This window comes from Cupriavidus sp. GW823-FHT06D04, assembly GCF_058795055.1.
Map to the genome: position 1 here is coordinate 151354 of NZ_JBXAHL010000001.1, position 21636 is coordinate 172989.

Sequence of the window (21636 nt, forward strand, 5' to 3'; positions counted from 1 at the left end):
CAGCAGTCGCTTCATTCGATACCACAACGCATGGGCGGCGCAGGCTGGCTGACAGGCCGCCTCATCAGTGCGCTTCTTCCCAGTTGGCGCCGCTGCCCACTTCGGCCACCAGCGGCACGCGCAGCTGCGCCACCGAGCACATCAGCTCCGGCAGCCGCACCTTGACCAGCTCCAGTTCGTGCTCCGGCACCTCCAGCACCAGTTCATCGTGCACCTGCATGATCTGTCGCGTCTGCAGCCCGTCGCGCTCCAGCCAGGCCTGCACCGCGATCATCGACAGCTTGATCAGGTCGGCAGCGGTGCCCTGCATCGGCGCGTTGATGGCGGCGCGCTCGGCGGCCTGGCGGCGCGGGCCGCTGCCGCCGTTGATGTCGGGCAGCCACAGCCGGCGGCCGAACACGGTCTCGACATAGCCCTGCTCGCGCGCGGTCTGCCGGGTCTCTTCCATGTAGTGGGCCACGCCGGGATAGCGCATGAAATAGCGGTCGATATAGTTCTTGGCGGCCTCGCGCTCGATGCCCAGGTTGCCGGCCAGGCCGAACGCGCTCATGCCGTAGATCAGGCCGAAGTTGATCACCTTGGCGTAGCGGCGCTGCTCGCTGCTGACGGCCTCGCGCTCGACACCGAAGATCTCGCCGGCGGTGGCGCGGTGGATGTCCTCGCCGTTGGCAAACGCGCGCAGCAGGTTCTCGTCGCCCGAGATATGGGCCATGATGCGCAGTTCGATCTGGGAATAGTCGGCCGAGACGATCACGCTGCCCGGCTCGGCGATAAAGGCTTCGCGGATGCGGCGGCCTTCCTCGGTGCGCACCGGGATGTTCTGCAGGTTGGGCTCGGTCGACGCCAGCCGGCCGGTCACCGCGGTGGCCTGGCCGTAGCTGGTGTGCACACGGCCGGTCTGCGGGTTGACCATCTTGGGCAGCTTGTCGGTATAGGTGGACTTGAGCTTGGCCAGGCCGCGGTAGTCCAGCAGCAGCTTGGGCAGCGGGTAGTCCTCGGCCAGCTTCTGCAACACCTCTTCGTCGGTCGAGGGCGCACCGCTGGCGGTCTTCTTCACCACCGGCAGCTTCATCTGGCTGAACAGGATCTCGCCGATCTGCTTGGGCGAGCCCAGGTTGAACGGCTGGCCCGCGGCTTCGTACGCGGACTGCTCCAGCGCCAGCATGCGCTGGCCCAGCTCGGCGCTCTGCGCGGCCAGGCGTTCGGCATCGATCAGCACGCCGTTGCGCTCGACCTTCTGCAGCACCACCGAGACCGGCATCTCGATCTCTTCATACACGCGGCGCAGGCCCGCCGCGGCTTCCACCTGCGGGAACATCTTGCGGTGCAGGCGCAGCGTCACGTCAGCGTCTTCGGCGGCGTATTCGGTGGCGCGCGCCAGGTCGATCTGGTCGAAGCCGATCTGGCTGGCGCCCTTGCCGCACACCTCTTCATAGGTGATGGTCTTCAGGCTCAGCAGGCGCTCGGCCAGGCTGTCCATGCCATGGTTGCGGTGCGAGGCCAGCACGTAGCTCTGCAGCATGGTGTCGTGCGCCACGCCGCGCAGCTTCACGCCATGGTTGGCAAAGACATGGACGTCGTACTTGAGGTTCTGGCCCAGCTTCGGGCGGCTGGCATCTTCCAGCCATGCGCGCATGCGCTCCAGCACGAACTCGCGCGACAGCTGACCGTGGTCGGGCAGCCCGGCCACGTCCGGGCCACGGTGCGCCACCGGGATATAGCAGGCCTCGCCCGCCACGACCGACAGCGAGATGCCGACCAGCTGTGCCTGCATCGGGTCCAGCGAGGTGGTCTCGGTGTCGATCGCCACCAGCGGCGCGGCCTCGATGCGCCGCATCCAGTCTTCCAGCTGGGCTTCGGTGCTGACCGTCTGGTAGCGGATCTCGGTCGGCGCGGCCTCGTCCGCTGCCGGTGCCTCGGCTTCGCCGGCCGTGGCCGGCGCATCGAACAGGCCGCCTTGCGCGGGGGCGGCGGCCGCGCGGGCGCGGGCCTGGGCGCGGGCATCGGGCAGGCTTTCACCGGTCGCTTCGCGCAGCCAGGTCTTGAAGCCGTAGCGCGAGAAAAACGCCACCAGCTTGTCCTTGTCCTCGCCGATTTCGCGCAGCGCGTGGAAGTCCGCCACCGCGGCGGAGAGGTCGCAGTCGGTCTTGACCGTGACCAGCTGGCGCGCCATCGGCAGCCAGTCCAGCGTATTGCGCAGGTTCTCGCCCACCACGCCCTTGATGCCGGGAGCGGCGGCCATCACGCCGTCGAGCGAGCCATGCTCGGCCAGCCATTTGACCGCGGTCTTGGGGCCCACCTTGGGCACGCCCGGCACGTTGTCCACCGCATCACCGATCAGCGACAGGTAGTCGATGATGCGCTCGGGCGGCACGCCGAACTTGGCCACCACGCCAGGGGGATCGAGCACCTCGCCGCTCATGGTGTTGACCAGCGTGACCTGGTCGTTGACCAGCTGCGCCAGGTCCTTGTCGCCGGTGGACACCACCGTGCGCACGCCCTGCTCCGTGGCCTGGCGCGACAGCGTGCCGATCACGTCGTCGGCCTCCACGCCGTCCACCACCACGATCGGCCAGCCCATGGCGCGCACGGCCTCATGGATCGGCTCGATCTGGCGCGCCAGGTCTTCCGGCATCGACGGGCGATGTTCCTTGTAGGCCGGATACATGTCGTCGCGGAAGGTCTTGCCCTTTGCATCGAACACGCAGGCGCTATACTCTGCCGGGTAGTCGTTGCGCAACTTGCGCAGCATGTTGATCATGCCGTAGATTGCCCCTGTGGGCAGACCCTCCCCATTCCTCAGGTCCGGCAGAGCGTGATAAGCGCGATACAGATAGCTCGATCCGTCGACGAGCAAGAGTGTTTTTGGACTATCCGACATTCCCATGGACTCAAAATTGACTGGTGCCGCTGCAGGCGGTGCCTCGACCGCCCCCCTTGCTGACCCGGATGTTTCCGACATTTCCGGCGATACCGTGCAACCCCCGCCGGAGGCTGCTTCCGAGCACGCCGCGGCCATCGCCGCGGCGGCCGATGCTGCTGCCGCGGGCCATCCGCCCGAAGTTGCTGCTGAAAAGGCCGCTGCTGCGGCCGCGCGCGCCAATCCGCGCAAGATGATCCCCAGCCTGCGTGCGCTGGCCGACGAAGACCGCGCTACCGCAAAGAAGGCGCGCGCCTCGTGGCAAATGTTCACGATTATGGCAGAGTTCATCGAGGCCACCGAGTACCTCTCCGAGATCCGCCCGGCCGTGTCGATCTACGGCAGCGCGCGCCTGCGCGAGGATTCGCCGTACTACCAGCGCACCATCGAGATCGCCCGGCTGTTTTCGGACGCCGGCTTTGCCGTGATCTCGGGCGGCGGCCCGGGCATCATGGAAGCGGCCAACAAGGGCGCGCACGCCGGCAAGTCCGCCAGCGTCGGCCTGAACATCGAACTGCCGCACGAGCAGCAGGGCAATCCGTACCAGGACATTGCCATGCGCTTTCGCCACTTCTTCACGCGCAAGGTCACCTTCGTCAAGAATTCGGACGCCTTCATCGTGATGCCGGGCGGCTTCGGCACGCTCGACGAACTGGCCGAGGTGCTGACGCTGGTGCAGACCGGCAAGTCGCGCTCGGTGCCGGTGGTCATGTTCGGCAGCCGCTTCTGGAAGGGCCTGCTGGACTGGTTCCGCTTCACGCTGCTGCCGATGGGCCTGATCGCCGAGCACGACCTGGACCTGATGAAGATCGTCGACGAGCCGCACGAAGTGCTGGAAGCGGTCTACGACTACTACGAGCAGCGCGGCGGCGACAAGCCGATCCCGCCCAAGGAAGAGATGTTCTACCTCTAAGGCATGGGACGCCAGGCGCGCGGCGCCAAGCCACGTACCCGGCACCCGGCGCCCGTTGCGCAGGTGCCCCCCGGGGCACGGCGGCGGCCTGCGCACGGCAGGAATTGCTAGAATGGAACCTGTCCGTCTGCCAAGCCCGGCGCCGCCGGGTTGCAGTCCAACCGCCGCATGCCGCGGCGCTGCGCGCAAGCTGCGCCGCAGCCCCGCACAGGAGCACCTGATGACCTCCCCCTCCACCGCCCGCTCGGTCCGGCCCACGCGGTCTTCCGCCGTGGCCGGCGAGCCTGAATCGCCTGCCAGGCGGTCCGTGTCCAGCCTCGCCGCCGTGGCGGCGGCCGCGCTGGCGCTGGCTTCCGGCTGGGCCGTCGCGCAGGAAAGCAATGCGCTGACGCAGCAGGAACTGAACCAGATCAACAACCAGCCGATCGCCCCGGCGGCCAAGTCGCAACTGAACCAGCCGCGCCAGCCGAGCTTCCAGCTCAATGAACGCGATGGCACCCAAGTGCGCGAGTACCGCGACAAGGGACGGGCCACCGATATCCAGGTCAAATCGGGTTTCGGCACCAAGTACGAGATGAGCAAGCCGGAAGACAGCTCGCCCAAGATCCGCGAGCACGATGTCAACCGCGTGCCTTCGGTCAACCTGAAGTTCTGACCTCGCTTGCCCACGGCCTGGCGTAAGCCCCAGGCCGCGCCGGCCCTCCGGCAGTGTCATGCCGCGGCGGCGGCCCGGACTTTGTCCGAAACTGGTGCCCGCCGCTTTCCGATTCGCTTCACACAACGAGTATGGCCGTATTCACCACGGTCTCGCAGGACGAGATCGCCCACTGGCTGCTGGATTTCAACCTTGGCGAAGTGCGCGAGCTGCGCGGCATCGCCTCGGGCATCGAGAACAGCAATTTCTTCCTCACCATGGAGCACGATGGCCAGACGCGCCAGTACGTGCTGACCATTTTCGAGCGGCTCACGTTCGCGCAGCTGCCCTACTACCTGCACCTGATGGCGCACCTGGCCGAGCGCGGCATCCGCGTGCCCGCGCCGATCCCGGCGCGCGACGGCGAGATCCTGCGCCCGCTCAAGGGCAAGCCTGCCACCATCGTCACGCGCCTGCCCGGGGCGTCGCAGCTGGCGCCCGACGCGCAGCACTGCGCTGAAGTGGGCGACATGCTGGCACGCATGCACCTGGCCGGCCAGGACTATGCGCGCCAGCAGCCCAACCTGCGCAGCCTGCCCTGGTGGCAACAGACCGAGCCTGAGATCCTGCCCTTCCTGGATGCCGGCCAGCGCGGGCTGCTGCAGCAGGAGATCGCCCACCAGGCCGCCTTCTTCGCCAGCGCGGACTACGCCGGCCTGGGCGCAGGCCCGTGCCACTGCGACCTGTTCCGCGACAACGCGCTGTTCGAGGAAGACGGCAGCGGACGCCACCGCCTGGGCGGCTTTTTCGACTTCTACTTCGCCGGCAACGACAAGTGGCTGTTCGATGTGGCGGTCACCGTCAACGACTGGTGCATCGACCTGGCCAGCGGCGAACTCGACCCCGCGCGCACGCAGGCCCTGCTGCGGGCTTATCATGCCGTGAGGCCGCTGACCGCCACCGAGGCCGCGCACTGGCAGGACATGCTGCGCGCGGGTGCGCTGCGCTTCTGGGTGTCGCGACTGTGGGACTTCTACCTGCCGCGCGAGGCCGACATGCTGCAACCGCACGACCCAACCCATTTCGAACGCATCCTGCGCCGGCGCATCGGCGCGGACCCTGCAAGCGCCCCGCTCCCCTGGATCTGATCCGTATGCAACTACTGGAAGTCCCTGCCAAGGAAGGTTACACCTGGTTCCGCCAGGGCATCTGGCTGTTCCGCAAGAACCCGCTGACCTTCCTGATGCTGCTGTTCGTCTACCTGATCGCCGCGCAGCTGGCCATCGTGGTGCCGCTGATCGGCATCATCGCGCTGCTGGTGGTCACCCCCGGCCTGTCGGTCGGCGTGATGACCGCATGCCGCGACGTGATCCAGAACAAGCGGGTGATGCCCACCGTGCTGCTGGCGGGTTTCCGCGCCAACGGCAAGGAAGCCACGCGCAACCTGCTGGTACTGGGCGGCATCTACGCCGGGCTGGTGTTCGTGCTGGGGCTGATCGCCGGCTCGGTGGTCGACATGAGCGCGCTGGTGCCGATCGTGCTGAAGGAAGAAGCGCCGACCGCCGAAGCGGTGCGCCAGCTCTACTACGCCATGCTGATCGGCGCGCTGCTGTACACGCCGATCGCGATGATGTTCTGGTTCGCGCCGCTGCTGGCGGCCTGGCACGGCGTGTCGCCGGTCAAGGCGCTGTTCTTCAGCTGGACCGCGTGCTGGCGCAACCGCGGCGCGTTCTTCACCTACGCGGTGCTGTTCGCGATGCTGCTGGTGGCGATCCCGTTCTTCCTGGAGGCGGTGTTCAGCGCCTTCGGCGCGGAGACGGTGCTGTCGTTCCTGGTCACGCCGTATTCGCTGCTGATGCTGGCGATCCTGTACTGCTCGTTCTATGCGACGTACCGGGGCTGCTTCAACGTGACGCCGCCGGGGGTGGACCCGGCCGCGCCGGCAGCGCCGGGCGCTTGAACAGGCAAAAAAACCGGCAGCGTGCCGGTTTTTTTGCCTCAATCGATCAAGGCCCGCGCTTGCCTCTCGCGTCACGGGCTATTCGCAGAACGTCTTCACCATCTCGTCCGCTGCCAGGCGCAGGTCCGGCACGAATCCCATCAGCTGGTCCATCGTCATGCGCGCCATTGGCACCTGCACGGCAATCGCCGCGCAGGCGCGGGTCCGGTTGCGCATCACCGGCACCGCGACCGCGATCATGCCTTCCAGGTTTTCCTGATTGTTGACCCCCAGGCGCCGCTGCCGCGTCTCGGCCAGTTCCGCGTGCAAGGCCTCGGCATTGGTGATGGTGTGCGCCGAGTGCGCGCGCAGCGGCAGGCTGGCAACCAGGCGCTGGCGCTGCGCGCTCGGCAGGAACGCCAGCAGCAGCTTGCCGCTGGCGGTGCAGTGCAGCGGCACCCGCGAGCCCGGCTGCAGGTGCATGCGCAGCGGCCATTGCGTTTCCACGCGGTCCAGGTAGACCACGTCGTCACCGGACAGCATGGTCAGGTTGCAGGTCTCACCAATCTTGTCGACCAGTTGCTGCAGGATCGCATGGCGCGCCGCCGCCGGACCTGCCTGCATCAGCACATTGACGGCCAGCTGCCGCACGCGCGATGAGCACTCGTAGTGGCGGTTGCCAGCCGTGCGCGACACCAGCCACGTGCTTTCCAGCTGCTTGAGGATGCGGTGGACGGTCTGCTTCGGCAACTCGATCGCCTGCACGATGGCCGCCAGCGACAGGGGTCCGTCGGCCGCGGACAGGATCTCGAGAATGCGGAAGGCGCGCACCGCGGCGGCATTCGAGTGATTGCTCATGGATCAAATTTAAAGGATTCCGGGACGCATGGCCGTCCCGAAAATTGAATTCTGGATCGCACCCCAGCTGCGCACTCGCGAAAGCGCACAAATTGGGACGGCCTGTCTACCCCGCTTCACTAGATTCGATCCAGGGCCGCCGATGGTGCCGCGAAGTGCACGACAAAGCGCGGTGGCCCTAACCGTCCAAACCGCGGAGTCGAATCCATGAGTGTGCAAATACTGCATCGCCGGCAGTCCAACAATTCCGATTTGCCCCTACCGACGGCATCCCTGCCCACGCAGCCAGCGCAAGCCGCGGCCGAAGCCGTCGCTGCGGTCGTGGCCCGGGCCAGGCAGGCGCAGCGCGAGTTCGCGCGTGCCGACCAGGCCACCGTCGACACGGCAGTCGCCGCTGCGGCGTGGGCCATCATGGAGCCCGCGCGCAACCGCCAGCTGGCCGAGCGTGCCGTCGCCGACACCGGCCTGGGCAATGTCGACGACAAGATCCGCAAGAACCACCGCAAGACGCTGGGCCTGCTGCGCGACCTGCATGGCCGCAAGACGGTAGGCGTGATCGCACAGGATGCGGCAGCCGGCATTACCGAGATCGCGCGGCCCGTGGGCGTGGTGGCGGCCATCACCCCGTCGACCAATCCCGCGGCCACGCCGGCCAACAAGATCATCAACGCGCTCAAGTGCGGCAACAGCGTGATCGTGGCGCCGTCGCCGAAGGGGCAGGACACCTGCGCGCTGCTGCTGTCGTTCATCCACGCCGAGCTTGCCCGCGCCGGCCTGCCCGCCGACCTAGTCCAGATGCTGCCCGCGCCGGTCTCGAAGGCCGCGACGGCAGAGCTCATGCGGCAGGCTGACCTGGTGGTCGCGACCGGCTCGCAGGCCAACGTGCGCATGGCCTACACTTGCGGCACGCCGGCTTTCGGCGTGGGCGCCGGCAATGTGGCATCGATCATCGACGCCAGCGCCGCGCTGGATGACGCGGCCGCCAAGGTGGTGCGCTCCAAGACCTTCGACAACGCCACCAGTTGCTCGTCGGAGAACAGCCTGGTCGTGCTCGACGCCGTCTACACGCCCATGCTCGACGCCCTGGCGGCGGTCGGCGGCGTGCTGCTCACGGCTTCGGAGAAAGCGCGGCTGCAGGCGCTGATGTGGCGCGACGGCAAGCTCGCCGGCACCTTCACGGGACAGAGCGCGGCCCGCATTGCCGAACTCGCCGGGCTGGAACGCGTGCGCGCGCTGCAGCCCGCGATGCTGCTGGTGGAAGAAGCCGGCGTCGGCAGCGACTACCCCTTCTCTGGCGAAAAGCTCTCGCCCGTGCTGACGCTCTACCGCGCCGCCGACTTCGCGGCGGCGGTCGAGCGCGTGGCGAGCCTGTACGCCTATATGGGCGCCGGGCATTCGGTCAGCCTGCATTCGTCCAACCCGCGTCATGCGCTGCAGCTCGGGCAGGAACTGCCGGTGGCGCGCGTGATCGTGAACCAGGCGCATTGCTTCGCCACCGGCGGGAATTTCGACAACGGCCTGCCGTTCTCGCTGTCGATGGGCTGCGGCACCTGGGGCGGCAACAACTTCTCGGACAACCTCGGCTGGCGCCAATTCCTGAACATCACCCGCATCGCCGTGCCCGTCGCCGAGCACGTGCCCGATGAAGCGGACCTGCTGGGCGATTACTTCGCGAGGGTCGGCAAATGAACGCGCGCACGGAACCCGAAGTGTTCGACACGCTTGCCGCGCTGATGGCCGTGCGTGCCGCGCAGTGGCCCGACAAGCCCTACCTGTTGTCCCCGGACAGTGGCCATGCGCTCACGTTCGGCGCGCTGGCGGCCGACGCCGGCATGCTCGGCCGCCGCTATGCGGCAGCCGGCCTGGGCAGCGGGCAGACGGTGTCGGTGTATCTGCCCAACGGCGAGCAGACCGCGCGGCTCCTGCTCGGCACCATGGCTAGCGGGCTGGTCGTCAACCCGATCAACCTGCTGTGCCAGCCAGCGCAGCTGCGCTACATCCTTGCGCATTCGGATACCCGGCTGGTCTTCACCTGGCCCGACGGAGAAGCCGCCATCCGCGAGGCCCTGCGCGAGACCGGGCTGGACGTGCCGGTGATCGTCACCGCGCCCGACGCCAACAGCCTGCCGGCACTGCCCGCCACGCATGACGCTGCGTCGCCACTGCCCCCACCCCAGCCGGACGCGCCCGCGCTGCTCATGTACACGTCCGGCACCACCGGCACGCCCAAAGGCGTGCTGCTGACGCAGCGCAACCTGATGGCCAATGGCGCCAACGTCAGCCGCGAGCACTGCCTCGGGCCGGCCGACCGGGTGCTGGCGACGCTGCCGCTGTACCACATCAATGGCCTGGTCGTGACCGCGATCGCGCCGCTGGTGCATAGCGGCTCGGTGGTGATGCCGATGCGCTTTTCCGCCGGCGCGTTCTGGCAGGACAGCGCGCGCCACCGCTGCACCTGGCTGAACGTGGTGCCGACCATCATCGCCTACCTGCTGAACGATCCGCACGGCCAGGCCCCGGCCGGCGTGCGCTTCTGCCGCTCGGCCTCGGCGGCGCTGCCGCCCGAGCATCACCGCGCCTTCGAGGCGCGCTTCGGCATCGGCGTGATCGAGACCATGGGCATGACCGAGACTGCCGCACCGGCGTTCAGCAATCCGCTCGACCCGGGCCGGCGGCGCATCGGCAGCATCGGCCAGCCTTCTGGCACGCGCGCACGCGTGCTCGGTCGCGACGGCAAGCCGGTGCCTGACGGACAGGTCGGCGAGATCGTGCTGCAGGGCGAGAGCGTGATGGCGGGCTACTACAAGGCGCCGGACATCACGCGCGAGGCCTTTACGCACGACGGCTGGCTGCGCACGGGCGACCTCGGCTACCGCGACGCCGATGGCTATTTCTACATCACCGGGCGCGCCAAGGAACTGATCATCAAGGGCGGCGAGAACATCGCCCCGCGCGAGATCGACGAGGCGCTGCTGCGCCATCCGGCCGTGCTCGAAGCCGCGGCGGTCGGCGTGCCGGACCCGGCCTACGGGCAGGAGATCGTCGCCTACGTGGTCATGCGCGAGGCCGCGCACTGCGACGACGCGGCGCTGCGCGCGCATTGCCTGCGCGAGCTGGGCCGCTACAAGACGCCGAAGGAGTTCCGCTTTATCGCCGAGCTGCCGCGCGGCCCGTCCGGCAAGGTGCAGCGGCTGAAGCTGCTCGACCACGTCTGAACCTTCCCTCCCTTTCCACAACCCTAGCCAAGGAGCCTGCCCGACCAGAATCCACCAGACCAGGAGACACGACTCAAGACTGCAGACAGATTGCTCAAGGACGGGGCAGCGCGGCCGGCGCCGCGCCCCCGGCGCGCCGCAAGCGCATGGCTACGGACCGTGCGCCGGCCGCCGCCCCGTCAACACCACGCGCGCGCCGCGCATAGGAGGTGGTTATGAAGCAACGCATCAAGACCCGGCACATGATCCTGGGCGTCATGTGCCTGATGTATTTCATCGCCTATATCGACCGCGTCAACATCTCGGTCGCCGCCCCCCTGATCCGCGAGGAAATGGGGCTGACCACATCGCAGCTGGGGCTGGTGTTCTCGGCCTTTGCCTACCCCTATGCCGCCATGCAGATCCTCGGCGGCTGGATGGCCGACAAGTTCGGGCCCAAGAAGGTGCTGATCGTGCTGTCACTGATCTGGGGCGTGGCCACCGTGCTGACCGGCTTCGCGGGCAGCGTGCTGATGCTGGTGGTGTTGCGCTTCGTGCTGGGAATCGGCGAAGGCGGTGCATTCCCGACCGCGACGCGCGCCTTCACCTACTGGATGCCGGTGGCGGAGCGCGGTTTCGCGCAGGGCATCACCCACAGCTTCGCGCGGCTGGGCGGTGCGATCACGCCGCCGATCGTGCTGGTCATCGTGGCCGCCGCCGGCTGGCGCGAAGCCTTCATCGTGCTGGGCGCGGTCAGCCTCGGCTGGACCTTGCTGTACGCCTTCTTTTTCAAGGATTCGCCCGACAAACACCGCCGCGTGACGGCGCAGGAGCTGCAGGAAATCGGCTACCGGCGCGGCGATAGCCAGCAGGCAGCCAAGGTGGCCACGCCGTGGCGGCGCCTGTTCCGGCGCATGTGGCTGGTGACCTTCGTCGACTTCTGCTACGGCTGGTCGCTGTGGGTCTACCTGACGTGGTTGCCCTCGTACCTGAAGGAGGCGCGCGGCTTCGACCTGAAGCAGCTGGCCTTGTTCACGGCATTGCCACTGATGGCGGGCGTGGTCGGAGACACGCTCGGCGGCGTGCTGTCGGACCGCATCTACCGGCGCACCGGCAACCTGCGCCTGGCGCGCGGTTCGATCCTGTTCGTGGGGCTGGCCGGCTCGCTGATGTTCATCGTGCCGATGACCTCTACGGGCGATGCCGTCAACGCCGTGATCCTGCTGTCGCTGTCGTTCTTCTTCCTGGAGCTGACCAACGCGGTGCTGTGGAGCCTGCCGCTGGACATCGCCGGCAAGTACGCCGGCACCGCGGGCGGCATGATGAACACCGGCTTCGGCGTAGCCGGCATGGTGTCGCCGGTGGTATTCGGCTACCTGATCGAGCGGACCGGCAGCTATGACCTGCCGTTCATGATCTCGGCGGCGCTGCTCGGGGTTGGCGCGCTGGCCTCGCTGTTCATCAATCCGCTGCTGACGGTGGACAGCCCCGACGAAAAGGCTGGCGAGGTCCGCCACGCCCTGCCCTGAGCCGCCCGGGGCGCGGCATGGCGCGCAGCGAAGCCGGACCCGCTCAGTCGATCGCGTCCAGCTTCGCCACCGACAGCGCCAGCCACTTGGCGCCGTTGCGCTTGAAGTTGATATTGGCGCGTGCGTCCGTGCCTTCGCCTTCCAGCGCGGTGATCACGCCTTCGCCAAACTTGTTGTGGAACACCGACTGCCCCACCCGGAAGCCGGTGCCGGCCTCGCGCTTGGCATCGGCATAGCCATTGCCGTTGTCCATGCCGCCGGTGGGGCGCGTGCCGGTATAGGGCACGTCCTCGGGCTTGCGGAACCAGTCGCGGCCCCAGGCGCTGTCGCGCTCCTGGCGGCGCACGCCGCCGTAGCCCTGCGCCGGCGGCGTCAGCCACTTGAGCGAGGCCTCGGGCAGTTCCTCGAAGAAGCGTGAGCGCACGTGGTAGCGGGTCTGGCCGTGCAGCATGCGGCTTTGCGCGAACGACATGTAGAGCCGCTTGCGCGCACGCGTGATCGCCACGTACATCAGGCGGCGCTCTTCTTCCACGCCGTCCGGGTCCATCATGCTGTTCTCGTGCGGGAACAGGCCCTCTTCCATCCCGGTGATGAAGACCACGTCGAATTCCAGCCCCTTGGCCGCGTGCACGGTCATCATCTGCACCGCGTCCTGGCCGGCCTGGGCCTGGTTGTCGCCGGCTTCCAGCGAGGCATGGGTCAGGAACGCGACCAGCGGCGTCATCACCACCGGCAGCGCTTCCGGATCCAGCACCTGCTGGGCCTGGTCGCCGTCGGCCAGTGCCGGGGCGGCGGGGCTGCGGTCAACCGGAATCACCGCGGCCAGCGCTTCCAGGCCGTAGCCTTCCTCGACCACGAAGGCCTGCGCGGCGGTCACCAGTTCCTGCAAGTTCTCGATGCGGTCCTGGCCTTCCTTCTCGCCCTGGTAGTGGGTGATCAGGCCGCTGTGGTTGATCACGTACTCGACGGTCTCGGCCAACGTCATGCGGCGGGTATCGTCGCGCATCTTCTCGACCAGGCGCGTAAAGGCCGCCAGCTTGCTGCCGGCCGCGCCGGGCACGTAGGCCACCGCCTCGGCCAGCGCGCAGTCGTACTGGCGCGCCATGTCCTGCAGCACTTCCAGCGAGCGCGCGCCGATGCCGCGCGCCGGGAAGTTGACCACGCGGCCAAAGGCGGCATCGTTGCGCGGATTCTCCAGCAGCTGCATGTAGGCCAGCGCGTGCTTGATTTCGGCGCGCTCAAAGAAGCGCAGGCCGCCATAGACGCGGTACGCGATGCCGGCCGAGAACAGCGCATGTTCGATCACGCGCGACTGCGCGTTGCTGCGGTACAGGATGGCGATCTCGGCGCGGCTGGCGCCCTGCGCGATCTGGTCGCGGATCTCCTCGATGATCCAGGCGGCTTCCTGGCCGTCAGAGCCGCCCTGGAACACCCGCACCGGCTCGCCATGGCCGGCGTCGGTGCGCAGGTTCTTGCCCAGGCGGCGCGCGTTGTGCGAGATCAGGTGGTTGGCCGAATCCAGGATATGCCCGTGCGAGCGGTAGTTCTGCTCCAGCTTGATCAGCCGGCGCACGCGGAACTCGTGCTCGAAGTCGCGCATATTGCCGACGTTGGCGCCGCGGAACGCATAGATGCTCTGGTCGTCGTCGCCGACGGCAAAGACTGCGGCCGGGTTCAGCGTGCCGTAGCCGGCCAGCAGCTTGAGCCACTGGTACTGCAGCACGTTGGTGTCCTGGAACTCGTCGACCAGCACGTGGCGGAAGCGGTGCTGGTAGTGCTGGCGGATGGCGTCGTTGTAGCGCAGCAGCTCGTAGCAGCGCAGCAGCAGCTCGGCAAAGTCGACCACGCCCTCGCGCTGGCACTGCAGGTCGTAGGCCGCATAGAGGTCGACAAAGCGCTTGTTGAAGTCGTCGTTGGCCTCGACGTCGGCCGGGCGCAGGCCCTGCTCCTTGGCATTGTTGATGAAGTACTGCAGGTTCTTGGCCGGGTACTTCTCATCGTCGACGTTGAGCGACTTGAGCAGCCGCTTGAGCGCCGAAAGCTGGTCCTGGCTGTCCAGGATGGCAAAGGTCTGGGGCAGGCCGGCGTCGCGGAAATGCGCGCGCAGCATGCGGTTGCACAGGCCGTGGAAGGTGCCGATCCACATGCCGCGGGTGTTGATCGGCAGCATCGACGACAGCCGCGTCTGCATTTCCTTGGCGGCCTTGTTGGTAAAGGTCACCGCCAGGATGCCCGCCGGTGAGACCCGGCCGTTCTGGATCAGCCAGGCGATGCGCGTGGTCAGCACGCGGGTCTTGCCGCTGCCCGCGCCCGCCAGGATCAGCGCCGGCTCGTCAGGCAGGGTGACGGCGGCTAGTTGTTCGGCGTTCAGGTTGGCAAGCAGGTCGGACATCGGATGAGCCTTGTGGATTGACGGCAATTATACCGGCGGGCCCTGTCGCGCAAGTCACATCCGGCGGGGCCGGATGGCCAGGAAATAGGCACCAGCCTGCCACCCCCGTATAATTTAACGTTTTACTGGCGCAATGCCGGCCGCCGACGGCCGCCGCCGCGCCAGGCGCAGGCCGAAGCACCCTGCGACGACCCCCGACGCCAATATCCACATCCCAGCATGACCGCCCAAGACCAGTCCCTCGCCAAAAGCTTCGAACCCGCCGCCATCGAGGCGAAATGGGGCCCCGAGTGGGAGAAGCGCGGCATCGCCCAGCCGACCTTCGACCCTGCCCGCCCGGACTTTGCGATCCAGCTGCCGCCGCCCAATGTGACCGGCACGCTGCATATGGGCCACGCGTTCAACCAGACCATCATGGATGGCCTGGCGCGCCATGCGCGCATGAGCGGCGCCAATACGCTGTGGGTGCCGGGCACCGACCACGCCGGCATCGCCACCCAGATCGTGGTGGAGCGCCAGCTCGAGTCGCAGGGCGTGTCGCGCCATGAGCTGGGTCGCGAGAAATTCACCGAGAAGGTCTGGGCCTGGAAGGAAGAGTCGGGCTCGACCATCACCCGCCAGGTGCGGCGCATGGGCGCTTCGATCGACTGGAGCCGCGAGTACTTCACGATGTCGCCCGAGATGTCGAAGGCGGTCACCGAAGCCTTCGTGCGTCTGCACGAACAGGGCCTGATCTACCGCGGCAAGCGCCTGGTCAACTGGGACCCGGTGCTGGGCACCGCGGTGTCGGACCTGGAGGTCGACAGCGTCGAGGAAGAAGGCTCGCTGTGGCATATCCACTATCCGCTGGTCGAGGCTGACACCAAGGGCGGCCTGACCCACCTGACCGTGGCCACCACCCGCCCCGAAACCATGCTGGGCGACGTGGCCGTGATGGTCCACCCGGAAGACGAGCGCTATGCGCACCTGATCGGCAAGTTCGTGCATCTGCCGCTGACCGAGCGCCAGATCCCGGTGATTGCCGACGAATACGTCGACCGCGAGTTCGGCACCGGCGTGGTCAAGGTGACCCCGGGCCATGACTTCAACGACTATGCGGTGGGCCAGCGCCACAACCTGCCGCAGCTGTCGATCCTGACGCTGGACGCGAAGATCGTTGCCGACGCCCCCGCCGCCTACGCCGGCCTGGACCGCTTCGACGCGCGCAAGGCCATCGTCGAGGACCTGGACAAGCGCGGCCTGCTGGCCGAGGTCAAGAAGCACAAGCTGATGACCCCGCGCAGCGAGCGCACCGGCAGCGCGATCGAGCCGATGCTGACCGACCAGTGGTTCGTCGCCATGAGCAAGCCGGCGCCGGAAGGCACCTTCTACCCGGGCCGCTCGATCGCCGAGGTGGCGCTGGAAGCCGTGCAGAGCGGCGAGATCAAGCTGGTGCCGGAAAACTGGATCAGCACCTACAACCAGTGGCTGGGAAATATCCAGGACTGGTGCATCTCGCGCCAGCTGTGGTGGGGCCACCAGATCCCGGCGTGGTACGACGATGCCGGCAACTGCTTTGTCGGCCGCACCGAAGACGAAGCGCTGGCCAAGGCAAGGGCCGCCGGCAGCACCGGCAGCCTGCGCCGCGAGGAAGACGTGCTCGACACCTGGTTCTCGTCGGCGCTGGTGCCGTTCTCCTCGCTGGGCTGGCCGGGAGAAACGCCCGAGATGCATCACTTCCTGCCGTCGTCGGTGCTGGTGACCGGCTACGACATCATCTTCTTCTGGGTGGCGCGCATGGTCATGATGACCAAGCACTTCATCGGCAAGGTGCCCTTCCATACCGTCTACGTGCACGGCCTGGTGCGCGATTCGGAAGGCAAGAAGATGAGCAAGTCCGAGGGCAACACGCTGGACCCGGTGGACCTGATCGACGGCATCGACCTCGACACGCTGCTGCAGAAGCGCACCACCGGCCTGCGCCGCCCCAAGGACGCGCCCAAGATCGAGAAGAAGACGAAAAAGGAATTCCCCGAGGGCATTCCCGCCTTCGGCGCCGACGCGCTGCGCTTCACCTTCGCGTCGCTGGCCACGCTGGGCCGCAACGTCAACTTCGATACCGGCCGCTGCGAGGGCTACCGCAACTTCTGCAACAAGCTGTGGAACGCGACCCGCTTCGTGCTGATGAACACCGAGGGCCATGACTGCGGCATGGGCCCGTGCAACCACGACTGCGGCCCGGACGGCTACCTGGATTTCTCGCAGGCCGACCGCTGGATCGTGTCGCTGCTGCAGCGCGTGGAAGCCGAGGTCGAGAAGGGCTTTGCCGAATACCGCTTCGACAATATCGCCAACGCGATCTACAAGTTCGTCTGGGACGAATACTGCGACTGGTACCTGGAGCTGGCCAAGGTGCAGATCCAGAACGGCACCGAGGCCCAGCAGCGCGCCACGCGGCGCACGCTGCTGCGCGTGCTCGAGACCGTGCTGCGCCTGGCGCATCCGATCATCCCGTTCATCACCGAAGAGCTGTGGCAGAAGGTGGCCCCGCTGGCCGGCCGCGCCAAGGGTGATGGCTCCGAAACCATTGCGCTGCAGCCCTACCCGCTGCCGGCGGTCGCCAAGATCGACGAGCAAGCCGAGCAATGGGTTGCGCGCCTGAAGGAAGTGATCGATGCCTGCCGCAACCTGCGCGGCGAGATGAACATCTCGCCGGCCCAGCGCATCCCGCTCTATGCCGAGGGCGACAGCGCCTTCCTGAAGGCGGCTAGCGCACATATCCAGGCACTGGCGAAACTTTCCGAGGTGCGCGTCTTCGAAGATGAAGCTGCCCTGCAGGCTGAAGGCGCCGGCGCGCCGGTCGCCATTGCCGGGGGCAACCACCTGCTGCTGAAGATCGAGATCGATGCCGCCGCCGAGCGCGTGCGCCTGTCGAAGGAAGTCGAGCGCATCGGTGGCGAAATCGGCAAGTGCCGCGCCAAGCTGTCCAACGAGAGCTTTGTCGCCAAGGCACCGCCTGCCGTGGTGGCGCAAGAGACGCAGCGCCTGGCTGATTTCGAGCAGACGCTGGCCAAGCTGCAGGGCCAGCTGCAGCGGCTGCCGGCCTGACGGCACGGCGGCCGCATTCACGCCCCTGCCTGCCGGGGGTTCTGTCCGGCTTCGTCAGACAGAACCGGACAGACGGCGCCCGCAATGGCTGGCAGGGTTATGGACTGGAATCTGAGAGGTACACCTGATATGGAAAATCGCGTCACCAAGGCTGTGTTCCCGGTTGCGGGCCTGGGCACTCGCTTCCTGCCGGCCACCAAGGCCAGCCCCAAGGAAATGCTTCCGGTGGTGGACAAGCCGCTGATCCAGTACGCCGTGGAAGAAGCCATGGCCGCCGGCATTACCGAGATGATCTTTGTCACCGGCCGCTCCAAGCGCGCCATCGAGGACCATTTCGACAAGGCCTACGAGCTGGAAGTGGAGCTTGAGGCCAAGAACAAGCAGGCGCTGCTGGACGTGGTGCGCTCGATCAAGCCCGCCAACGTCGAGTGCTTCTACGTGCGCCAGCCCGAAGCGCTGGGCCTGGGCCATGCGGTGCTGTGCGCGGCCAAGCTGGTCGGCGACACCCCGTTCGCGGTGATGCTGGCCGATGACCTGATCGACGGCAACCCGCCGGTGATGAAGCAGATGGTGGATACCTTCAACCACTACAACTGCTCGGTGCTGGGCGTCGAGGAGATCACGCCGGAGCAAAGCCGCTCCTACGGCGTGATCGACGGCCGCGAGTGGGATGCGGACGTGATCAAGGTCTCGGGCATCATCGAGAAGCCGGCACCGGAAGATGCCCCGTCCAACCTGGGCGTGGTTGGCCGCTACATCCTGACCCCGCGCATCTTCGAACACCTGCGTGACCTGAAGCCGGGCGCCGGCGGCGAGCTGCAGCTGACCGACGCGATCCAGTCGCTGCTGGGTCAGGAGCAGGTGCTGGCCTACCGCTACCAGGGCCGCCGCTATGACTGCGGCAGCAAGCTGGGCTACTTGAAGGCGACCGTTGAATTTGCCTTGAAGCACCCGGAAGTCGGGGCTGACTTCAGCGCCTACCTGGAATCGCGCGAGCACCTGACCGGCATCGGCAGCTGATCGCGCTGGCCCTGCAAACAAGGAAAAAGCCGCTTTCGAGCGGCTTTTTCCTTGTGCAGTCCCGCCAGGTGCGGGAGCCGTATGCCGGTCAGCGGCGGCGCATGTAGAACACAAACACCTTGTCCACTTCCGAGTGCGACAGCAGCTCATTGCCGGTCTGCTTGGCAAAGGCCTGGAAATCGCGCGTGGCGCCGGGATCGGTGGCCAGCACCTTGAGCACGTCGCCGCTGGCCATGTCGGCCAGGGCCTTCTTGGTGCGCAGGATCGGCAGCGGGCAGTTCAGGCCGCGCGCATCCACTTCTTTCTGGAACTCCATTCGTCTCTTCCTTCGATTCTGGGGGCTGGGCGGCTGGCCGGAGGCCAGCCTCACCACCGGTATTGTAGCGAACCCCCGACCAGGCTGAAGTCGTGCGGGCGGCGCGGGTCGGGAATGTCGGCGCCGGTCTGGCGGTCGAAGAAGCGCACCGGATAGCCGCGCGCGGCCAGCCAGTCGGCCACCGCGAAGCCGGTGCCGGCCGACCAGACGCGCACATCCTCCGGCGCCACCAGCTTGTAGTCGGCCAGCTCCTCGGACAGCGCCACGGTGCCGGTCGCCTTGACGTGGTAGGCGATGATCAGCTCGTTCTTGCGCATGAACTCGTAGACGCCGATCAGCGACACCGACTCGGTATCGAGGTTGGTCTCTTCCTTCAGTTCGCGCGCCACGCCCAGCTCGGGCGGCTCGTCGCGCTCCAGGAAGCCCGTCACCAGCGCGAACATGGTCTCCGGCCAGGCGGCATTGCGCGCCAGCAGCAGCTTGTCCTGATACTCCACCACCGCCGCCAGCACCGGCAGCGGGTTGTTCCAGTGCACGAAGCCACAGTCCTGCTGCACGCAGGCGTGGCGTTCGCGCCCGGACAGCGGCAGCACCTCCAGCGGCGCGCCGCACTGCGGGCAGAATCGGTATTGCATTTGGGGGCTCCTGAAGGGGTCTCGTCGTTATAGGTATGGGATGCCGGTCAGGCGCCGCACGCCGTGCGCATATCGGTGGCCAGCGCCTCAACCGTCTGCGGCTGCAGGTCCCATGAACACATGAAACGGCAGCCGCCAGCGCCGATAAAGGTATAGAAGCGCCAGCCCCTGGCGCGCAGCGCCTCGATCGCGGGCAGCGGCAGCTCGGCGAAAACGGCGTTGGACTGCGTCGGGAACATGATGCGAACGCCCGGAATATCGCTGATGCGCTGCTGCAGCAACTGCGCCATCGCATTGGCATGGCGCGCGTTGGCGAGCCATACGTCGTTCTCGAGCAAACCCAGCCACGGCGCGGAGATAAAGCGCATCTTCGACGCCAGCTGCCCGGCCTGCTTGACGCGGTAGGCAAAGTCCTCGGCCAGGCGGCGGTCGAAGAACACCACCGCCTCACCCACCGGCAGGCCGTTCTTGGTGCCGCCGAAGCACAGCACGTCGACGCCGGCGCGCCAGGTGATCTCGGACGGATGCACGCCCAGCGACGCCACCGCATTGGCAAAGCGCGCGCCATCCATATGCACGCGCAGCTGGCGGCGCTTGGCGATGGCGGCGATCGCGCGCACCTCTTCCACGCTGTAGACGGTGCCAACTTCAGTCGACTGCGTCAGCGACACCACCTTGGGCTTGGGGTAATGGATATCGGAGCGGCGCGTGACCAGCGCCTCGACCGCGTCCGGCGTGAGCTTCCCGTCGGCGCCGGGCGCGGTCAGCAGCTTGGAGCCGTTGGAGAAGAACTCCGGGCCGCCGCATTCATCGGTCTCGATATGCGCCAGCTCGTGGCAGATCACCGAGTGGTACGACTGGCACAGCGCCGACAGCGCCAGCGAGTTGGCCGCCGTGCCGTTGAACACGAAGAATACTTCGCAATCGGTCTGGAACAGCTCGCGGATACGGTCGCAGACCTTCTGCGTCCAGGTATCGTCGCCATAGGCCTGTTCGTGGCCGCTCGCGTTGGCTTCCAGGAAATACTTGAGCGATTCGGGGCAGAAGCCGGCGTAGTTGTCAGAGGCGAAGTGCTGCATGGTGTTCAGTGTGGGGCTGCGTGGAACCTTACTTCACTTCTTGTCGGCCCAAAGCTCGCCGCCGGTGGCCCAGTTCTCGCGCTTGATGTCGGTGATGATGATGTCGACGGCCGAGGCCGAGCAGCCCAGGGTTTCGCAGCTGACGCGGGTCACTTCCTCGACAAACTTGCGCTTCTGCTCGATGGTACGGCCCTCAAACATTTCGACGTGGAAAGTCGGCATGCAATGCTCCTTTGATGAATGTGGTTGAGTCGCGGCGGGAAACCAGTCCCGCTCAGTCCCGGTATGAAGGATCGATTCTATCCAGTTTGCGCAGCAGCGCGGGCCACTCCATCACGCCTTCGACGGCGCCGTTGTCGTAGAGCTGCTCAGAGGTCTTGTCCGCCACGGCCGCGCCGGGCTGCACCAGCGCACCGCCCGCCTGCGCGGCAATCTGGACCTCGCAGGCCTTGATCAGCGTCGCCATCAGCACATAGGCCTCGGCCACGGTGCGGCCCACCGTCAGCGTGCCGTGGTTGCGCAACAACATGGCCGGATGCGCACCCAGCGATGCGGTCAGCCGCGCGCCTTCGGCCGGGGTGAAGGCCAGGCCCTCGTAGTCGTGATAGGCCATGCGGCCGTGGAAGCGCATCGCATGTTGCGACAGCGGCAACAGCCCGGCGGCCTGTGCCGATACGGCAATGCCGGCGGTGTTATGCAGGTGCATCACGCACATCGCGTCGGCGCGTGCCGCATGCACCGCGGCGTGCAGCGCAAAGCCGGTCACATTGACCGGATGCACGGTCTCGCCGACGACCTCGCCGCGGCCATTGATCTTGACCAGGTCGCTGGCGCGGATCTCGTCGAACGCAAAACCGAAGGGATTGATCAGGAAGTGGCCGGGCTCGCCCGGCACCGTGGCGGAGATATGGGTGTAGATCAGGTCATCCCAGCCCTCGCGCGCGGCCAGGCGGTAGGCGGCGGCAAGGTCGACGCGCACGCGCTGTTCTTCGGCGGAAACGGGCTGGATGGGGGCACCCGCGGCACGCGCGGGCTGCAAGGCAAAAGACATGGGGTCGCTCCTGCGCCGCCCGGTCTCGCGTGCCGGGTACGGCCCCGGCCTTCTGTGCCGCGCCACGGG

17 protein-coding genes are annotated in these 21636 nt (G+C 67.2%); 9 read left to right on the forward strand and 8 right to left on the reverse strand.

The features are described 5' to 3' along the window. Window positions 1-64: 64 nt before the first annotated feature. A complete protein-coding gene (polA, locus tag AC1Q7H_RS00750; RefSeq protein ID WP_211980031.1) occupies window positions 65-2881 on the reverse strand; it encodes a DNA polymerase I in 2817 nt (938 codons plus the stop codon). 4 nt (window positions 2882-2885) lie between these two features. On the opposite strand from polA, the gene AC1Q7H_RS00755 reads away from it, so the two are divergent. The 4 genes from AC1Q7H_RS00755 (at window position 2886) to AC1Q7H_RS00770 (ending at window position 6427) form a co-directional block, all read left to right on the forward strand. Next, entirely contained in the window at window positions 2886-3833 is a 948-nt protein-coding gene (locus tag AC1Q7H_RS00755) for an LOG family protein (protein ID WP_228772368.1), read from the forward strand. A gap of 220 nt (window positions 3834-4053) precedes the next feature. Next, window positions 4054-4488, forward strand: a complete 435-nt coding sequence (locus AC1Q7H_RS00760) for a membrane protein (RefSeq protein ID WP_013957541.1) — start codon at window positions 4054-4056, stop codon at window positions 4486-4488. A gap of 131 nt (window positions 4489-4619) precedes the next feature. After that, a complete protein-coding gene (locus tag AC1Q7H_RS00765) occupies window positions 4620-5615 on the forward strand; it encodes a homoserine kinase (RefSeq protein ID WP_013957542.1) in 996 nt (331 codons plus the stop codon). Window positions 5616-5620: 5 nt separating this feature from the next. Continuing rightward, window positions 5621-6427 carry a BPSS1780 family membrane protein gene (locus tag AC1Q7H_RS00770; RefSeq protein ID WP_013957543.1) on the forward strand — a complete coding sequence of 269 codons (807 nt, stop codon included), beginning with the start codon at window positions 5621-5623 and terminating at the stop codon, window positions 6425-6427. Window positions 6428-6505: 78 nt separating this feature from the next. On the opposite strand, the gene AC1Q7H_RS00775 is transcribed toward AC1Q7H_RS00770, so the two are convergent. Next, entirely contained in the window at window positions 6506-7264 is a 759-nt protein-coding gene (locus AC1Q7H_RS00775; RefSeq protein WP_013957544.1) for an IclR family transcriptional regulator, read from the reverse strand. Between the two features lie 207 nt (window positions 7265-7471). On the opposite strand from AC1Q7H_RS00775, the gene sauS reads away from it, so the two are divergent. The 3 genes from sauS to AC1Q7H_RS00790 all read left to right on the forward strand — a co-directional run bounded on the left by sauS (window position 7472) and on the right by AC1Q7H_RS00790 (window position 11987). After that, a complete protein-coding gene (gene sauS / locus AC1Q7H_RS00780) occupies window positions 7472-8953 on the forward strand; it encodes an acylating sulfoacetaldehyde dehydrogenase (RefSeq protein WP_492380830.1) in 1482 nt (493 codons plus the stop codon). Further along, the gene (locus AC1Q7H_RS00785; RefSeq protein WP_211980034.1) at window positions 8950-10479 is read left to right on the forward strand and encodes an acyl--CoA ligase; all 1530 of its coding nucleotides are present in this window, start codon (window positions 8950-8952) and stop codon (window positions 10477-10479) included. Before sauS ends, AC1Q7H_RS00785 begins: the two co-directional genes overlap by 4 nt. 215 nt (window positions 10480-10694) lie before the next feature. After that, window positions 10695-11987 (forward strand): MFS transporter, encoded by a 1293-nt coding sequence (locus AC1Q7H_RS00790; protein ID WP_013957547.1) that lies wholly within the window; start codon window positions 10695-10697, stop codon window positions 11985-11987. Window positions 11988-12030: 43 nt separating this feature from the next. Here AC1Q7H_RS00790 and AC1Q7H_RS00795 read toward each other — a convergent pair whose 3' ends face one another. Further along, window positions 12031-14379, reverse strand: coding sequence for a UvrD-helicase domain-containing protein (locus AC1Q7H_RS00795; protein WP_211980035.1), 2349 nt, complete (start codon window positions 14377-14379; stop codon window positions 12031-12033). A gap of 219 nt (window positions 14380-14598) precedes the next feature. Between AC1Q7H_RS00795 and AC1Q7H_RS00800 the strand changes: the two genes are divergently transcribed. Both AC1Q7H_RS00800 and galU read left to right on the forward strand, forming a co-directional pair. Continuing rightward, window positions 14599-17466 carry a valine--tRNA ligase gene (locus tag AC1Q7H_RS00800; RefSeq protein ID WP_013957549.1) on the forward strand — a complete coding sequence of 956 codons (2868 nt, stop codon included), beginning with the start codon at window positions 14599-14601 and terminating at the stop codon, window positions 17464-17466. Window positions 17467-17595: 129 nt separating this feature from the next. Next, window positions 17596-18486 (forward strand): UTP--glucose-1-phosphate uridylyltransferase GalU, encoded by an 891-nt coding sequence (galU, locus tag AC1Q7H_RS00805; protein WP_013957550.1) that lies wholly within the window; start codon window positions 17596-17598, stop codon window positions 18484-18486. 88 nt (window positions 18487-18574) lie between these two features. On the opposite strand, the gene AC1Q7H_RS00810 is transcribed toward galU, so the two are convergent. Genes AC1Q7H_RS00810 through AC1Q7H_RS00830 form a run of 5 tightly spaced genes read right to left on the reverse strand, consistent with a single transcriptional unit; the run spans window position 18575 to window position 21567 of the window. After that, window positions 18575-18802 (reverse strand): sulfurtransferase TusA family protein, encoded by a 228-nt coding sequence (locus AC1Q7H_RS00810; RefSeq protein WP_010813669.1) that lies wholly within the window; start codon window positions 18800-18802, stop codon window positions 18575-18577. A 50-nt stretch (window positions 18803-18852) separates the two neighbouring features. Continuing rightward, window positions 18853-19437, reverse strand: a complete 585-nt coding sequence (locus tag AC1Q7H_RS00815; protein ID WP_013957551.1) for an NUDIX domain-containing protein — start codon at window positions 19435-19437, stop codon at window positions 18853-18855. Between the two features lie 47 nt (window positions 19438-19484). Continuing rightward, window positions 19485-20516: a threonine aldolase family protein gene (locus AC1Q7H_RS00820; RefSeq protein ID WP_013957552.1), complete on the reverse strand. Its 1032-nt coding sequence runs from the start codon at window positions 20514-20516 to the stop codon at window positions 19485-19487. A gap of 33 nt (window positions 20517-20549) precedes the next feature. Continuing rightward, window positions 20550-20738, reverse strand: a complete 189-nt coding sequence (locus AC1Q7H_RS00825; RefSeq protein ID WP_010813672.1) for a 4-oxalocrotonate tautomerase — start codon at window positions 20736-20738, stop codon at window positions 20550-20552. A 52-nt stretch (window positions 20739-20790) separates the two neighbouring features. After that, window positions 20791-21567, reverse strand: a complete 777-nt coding sequence (locus AC1Q7H_RS00830) for a class II aldolase/adducin family protein (protein WP_211980036.1) — start codon at window positions 21565-21567, stop codon at window positions 20791-20793. Window positions 21568-21636: the final 69 nt, after the last annotated feature.

Excerpts from the sequence above, each read along its gene's own strand:
- polA (WP_211980031.1), bottom strand. The coding sequence starts at position 2,881 with ATGTCGGATAGTCCAAAAACACTCTTGCTCGTCGACGGATCGAGCTAT.
- galU (WP_013957550.1), top strand. The coding sequence starts at position 17,596 with ATGGAAAATCGCGTCACCAAGGCTGTGTTCCCGGTTGCGGGCCTGGGC.
- AC1Q7H_RS00825 (WP_010813672.1), bottom strand. The coding sequence starts at position 20,738 with ATGCCGACTTTCCACGTCGAAATGTTTGAGGGCCGTACCATCGAGCAG.
- AC1Q7H_RS00790 (WP_013957547.1), top strand. The coding sequence starts at position 10,695 with ATGAAGCAACGCATCAAGACCCGGCACATGATCCTGGGCGTCATGTGC.
- AC1Q7H_RS00765 (WP_013957542.1), top strand. The coding sequence starts at position 4,620 with ATGGCCGTATTCACCACGGTCTCGCAGGACGAGATCGCCCACTGGCTG.
- AC1Q7H_RS00810 (WP_010813669.1), bottom strand. The coding sequence starts at position 18,802 with ATGGAGTTCCAGAAAGAAGTGGATGCGCGCGGCCTGAACTGCCCGCTG.
- AC1Q7H_RS00775 (WP_013957544.1), bottom strand. The coding sequence starts at position 7,264 with ATGAGCAATCACTCGAATGCCGCCGCGGTGCGCGCCTTCCGCATTCTC.
- AC1Q7H_RS00815 (WP_013957551.1), bottom strand. The coding sequence starts at position 19,437 with ATGCAATACCGATTCTGCCCGCAGTGCGGCGCGCCGCTGGAGGTGCTG.
- sauS (WP_492380830.1), top strand. The coding sequence starts at position 7,472 with ATGAGTGTGCAAATACTGCATCGCCGGCAGTCCAACAATTCCGATTTG.
- AC1Q7H_RS00800 (WP_013957549.1), top strand. The coding sequence starts at position 14,599 with ATGACCGCCCAAGACCAGTCCCTCGCCAAAAGCTTCGAACCCGCCGCC.
- AC1Q7H_RS00795 (WP_211980035.1), bottom strand. The coding sequence starts at position 14,379 with ATGTCCGACCTGCTTGCCAACCTGAACGCCGAACAACTAGCCGCCGTC.
- AC1Q7H_RS00770 (WP_013957543.1), top strand. The coding sequence starts at position 5,621 with ATGCAACTACTGGAAGTCCCTGCCAAGGAAGGTTACACCTGGTTCCGC.
- AC1Q7H_RS00785 (WP_211980034.1), top strand. The coding sequence starts at position 8,950 with ATGAACGCGCGCACGGAACCCGAAGTGTTCGACACGCTTGCCGCGCTG.
- AC1Q7H_RS00830 (WP_211980036.1), bottom strand. The coding sequence starts at position 21,567 with ATGTCTTTTGCCTTGCAGCCCGCGCGTGCCGCGGGTGCCCCCATCCAG.
- AC1Q7H_RS00760 (WP_013957541.1), top strand. The coding sequence starts at position 4,054 with ATGACCTCCCCCTCCACCGCCCGCTCGGTCCGGCCCACGCGGTCTTCC.
- AC1Q7H_RS00820 (WP_013957552.1), bottom strand. The coding sequence starts at position 20,516 with ATGCAGCACTTCGCCTCTGACAACTACGCCGGCTTCTGCCCCGAATCG.
- AC1Q7H_RS00755 (WP_228772368.1), top strand. The coding sequence starts at position 2,886 with ATGGACTCAAAATTGACTGGTGCCGCTGCAGGCGGTGCCTCGACCGCC.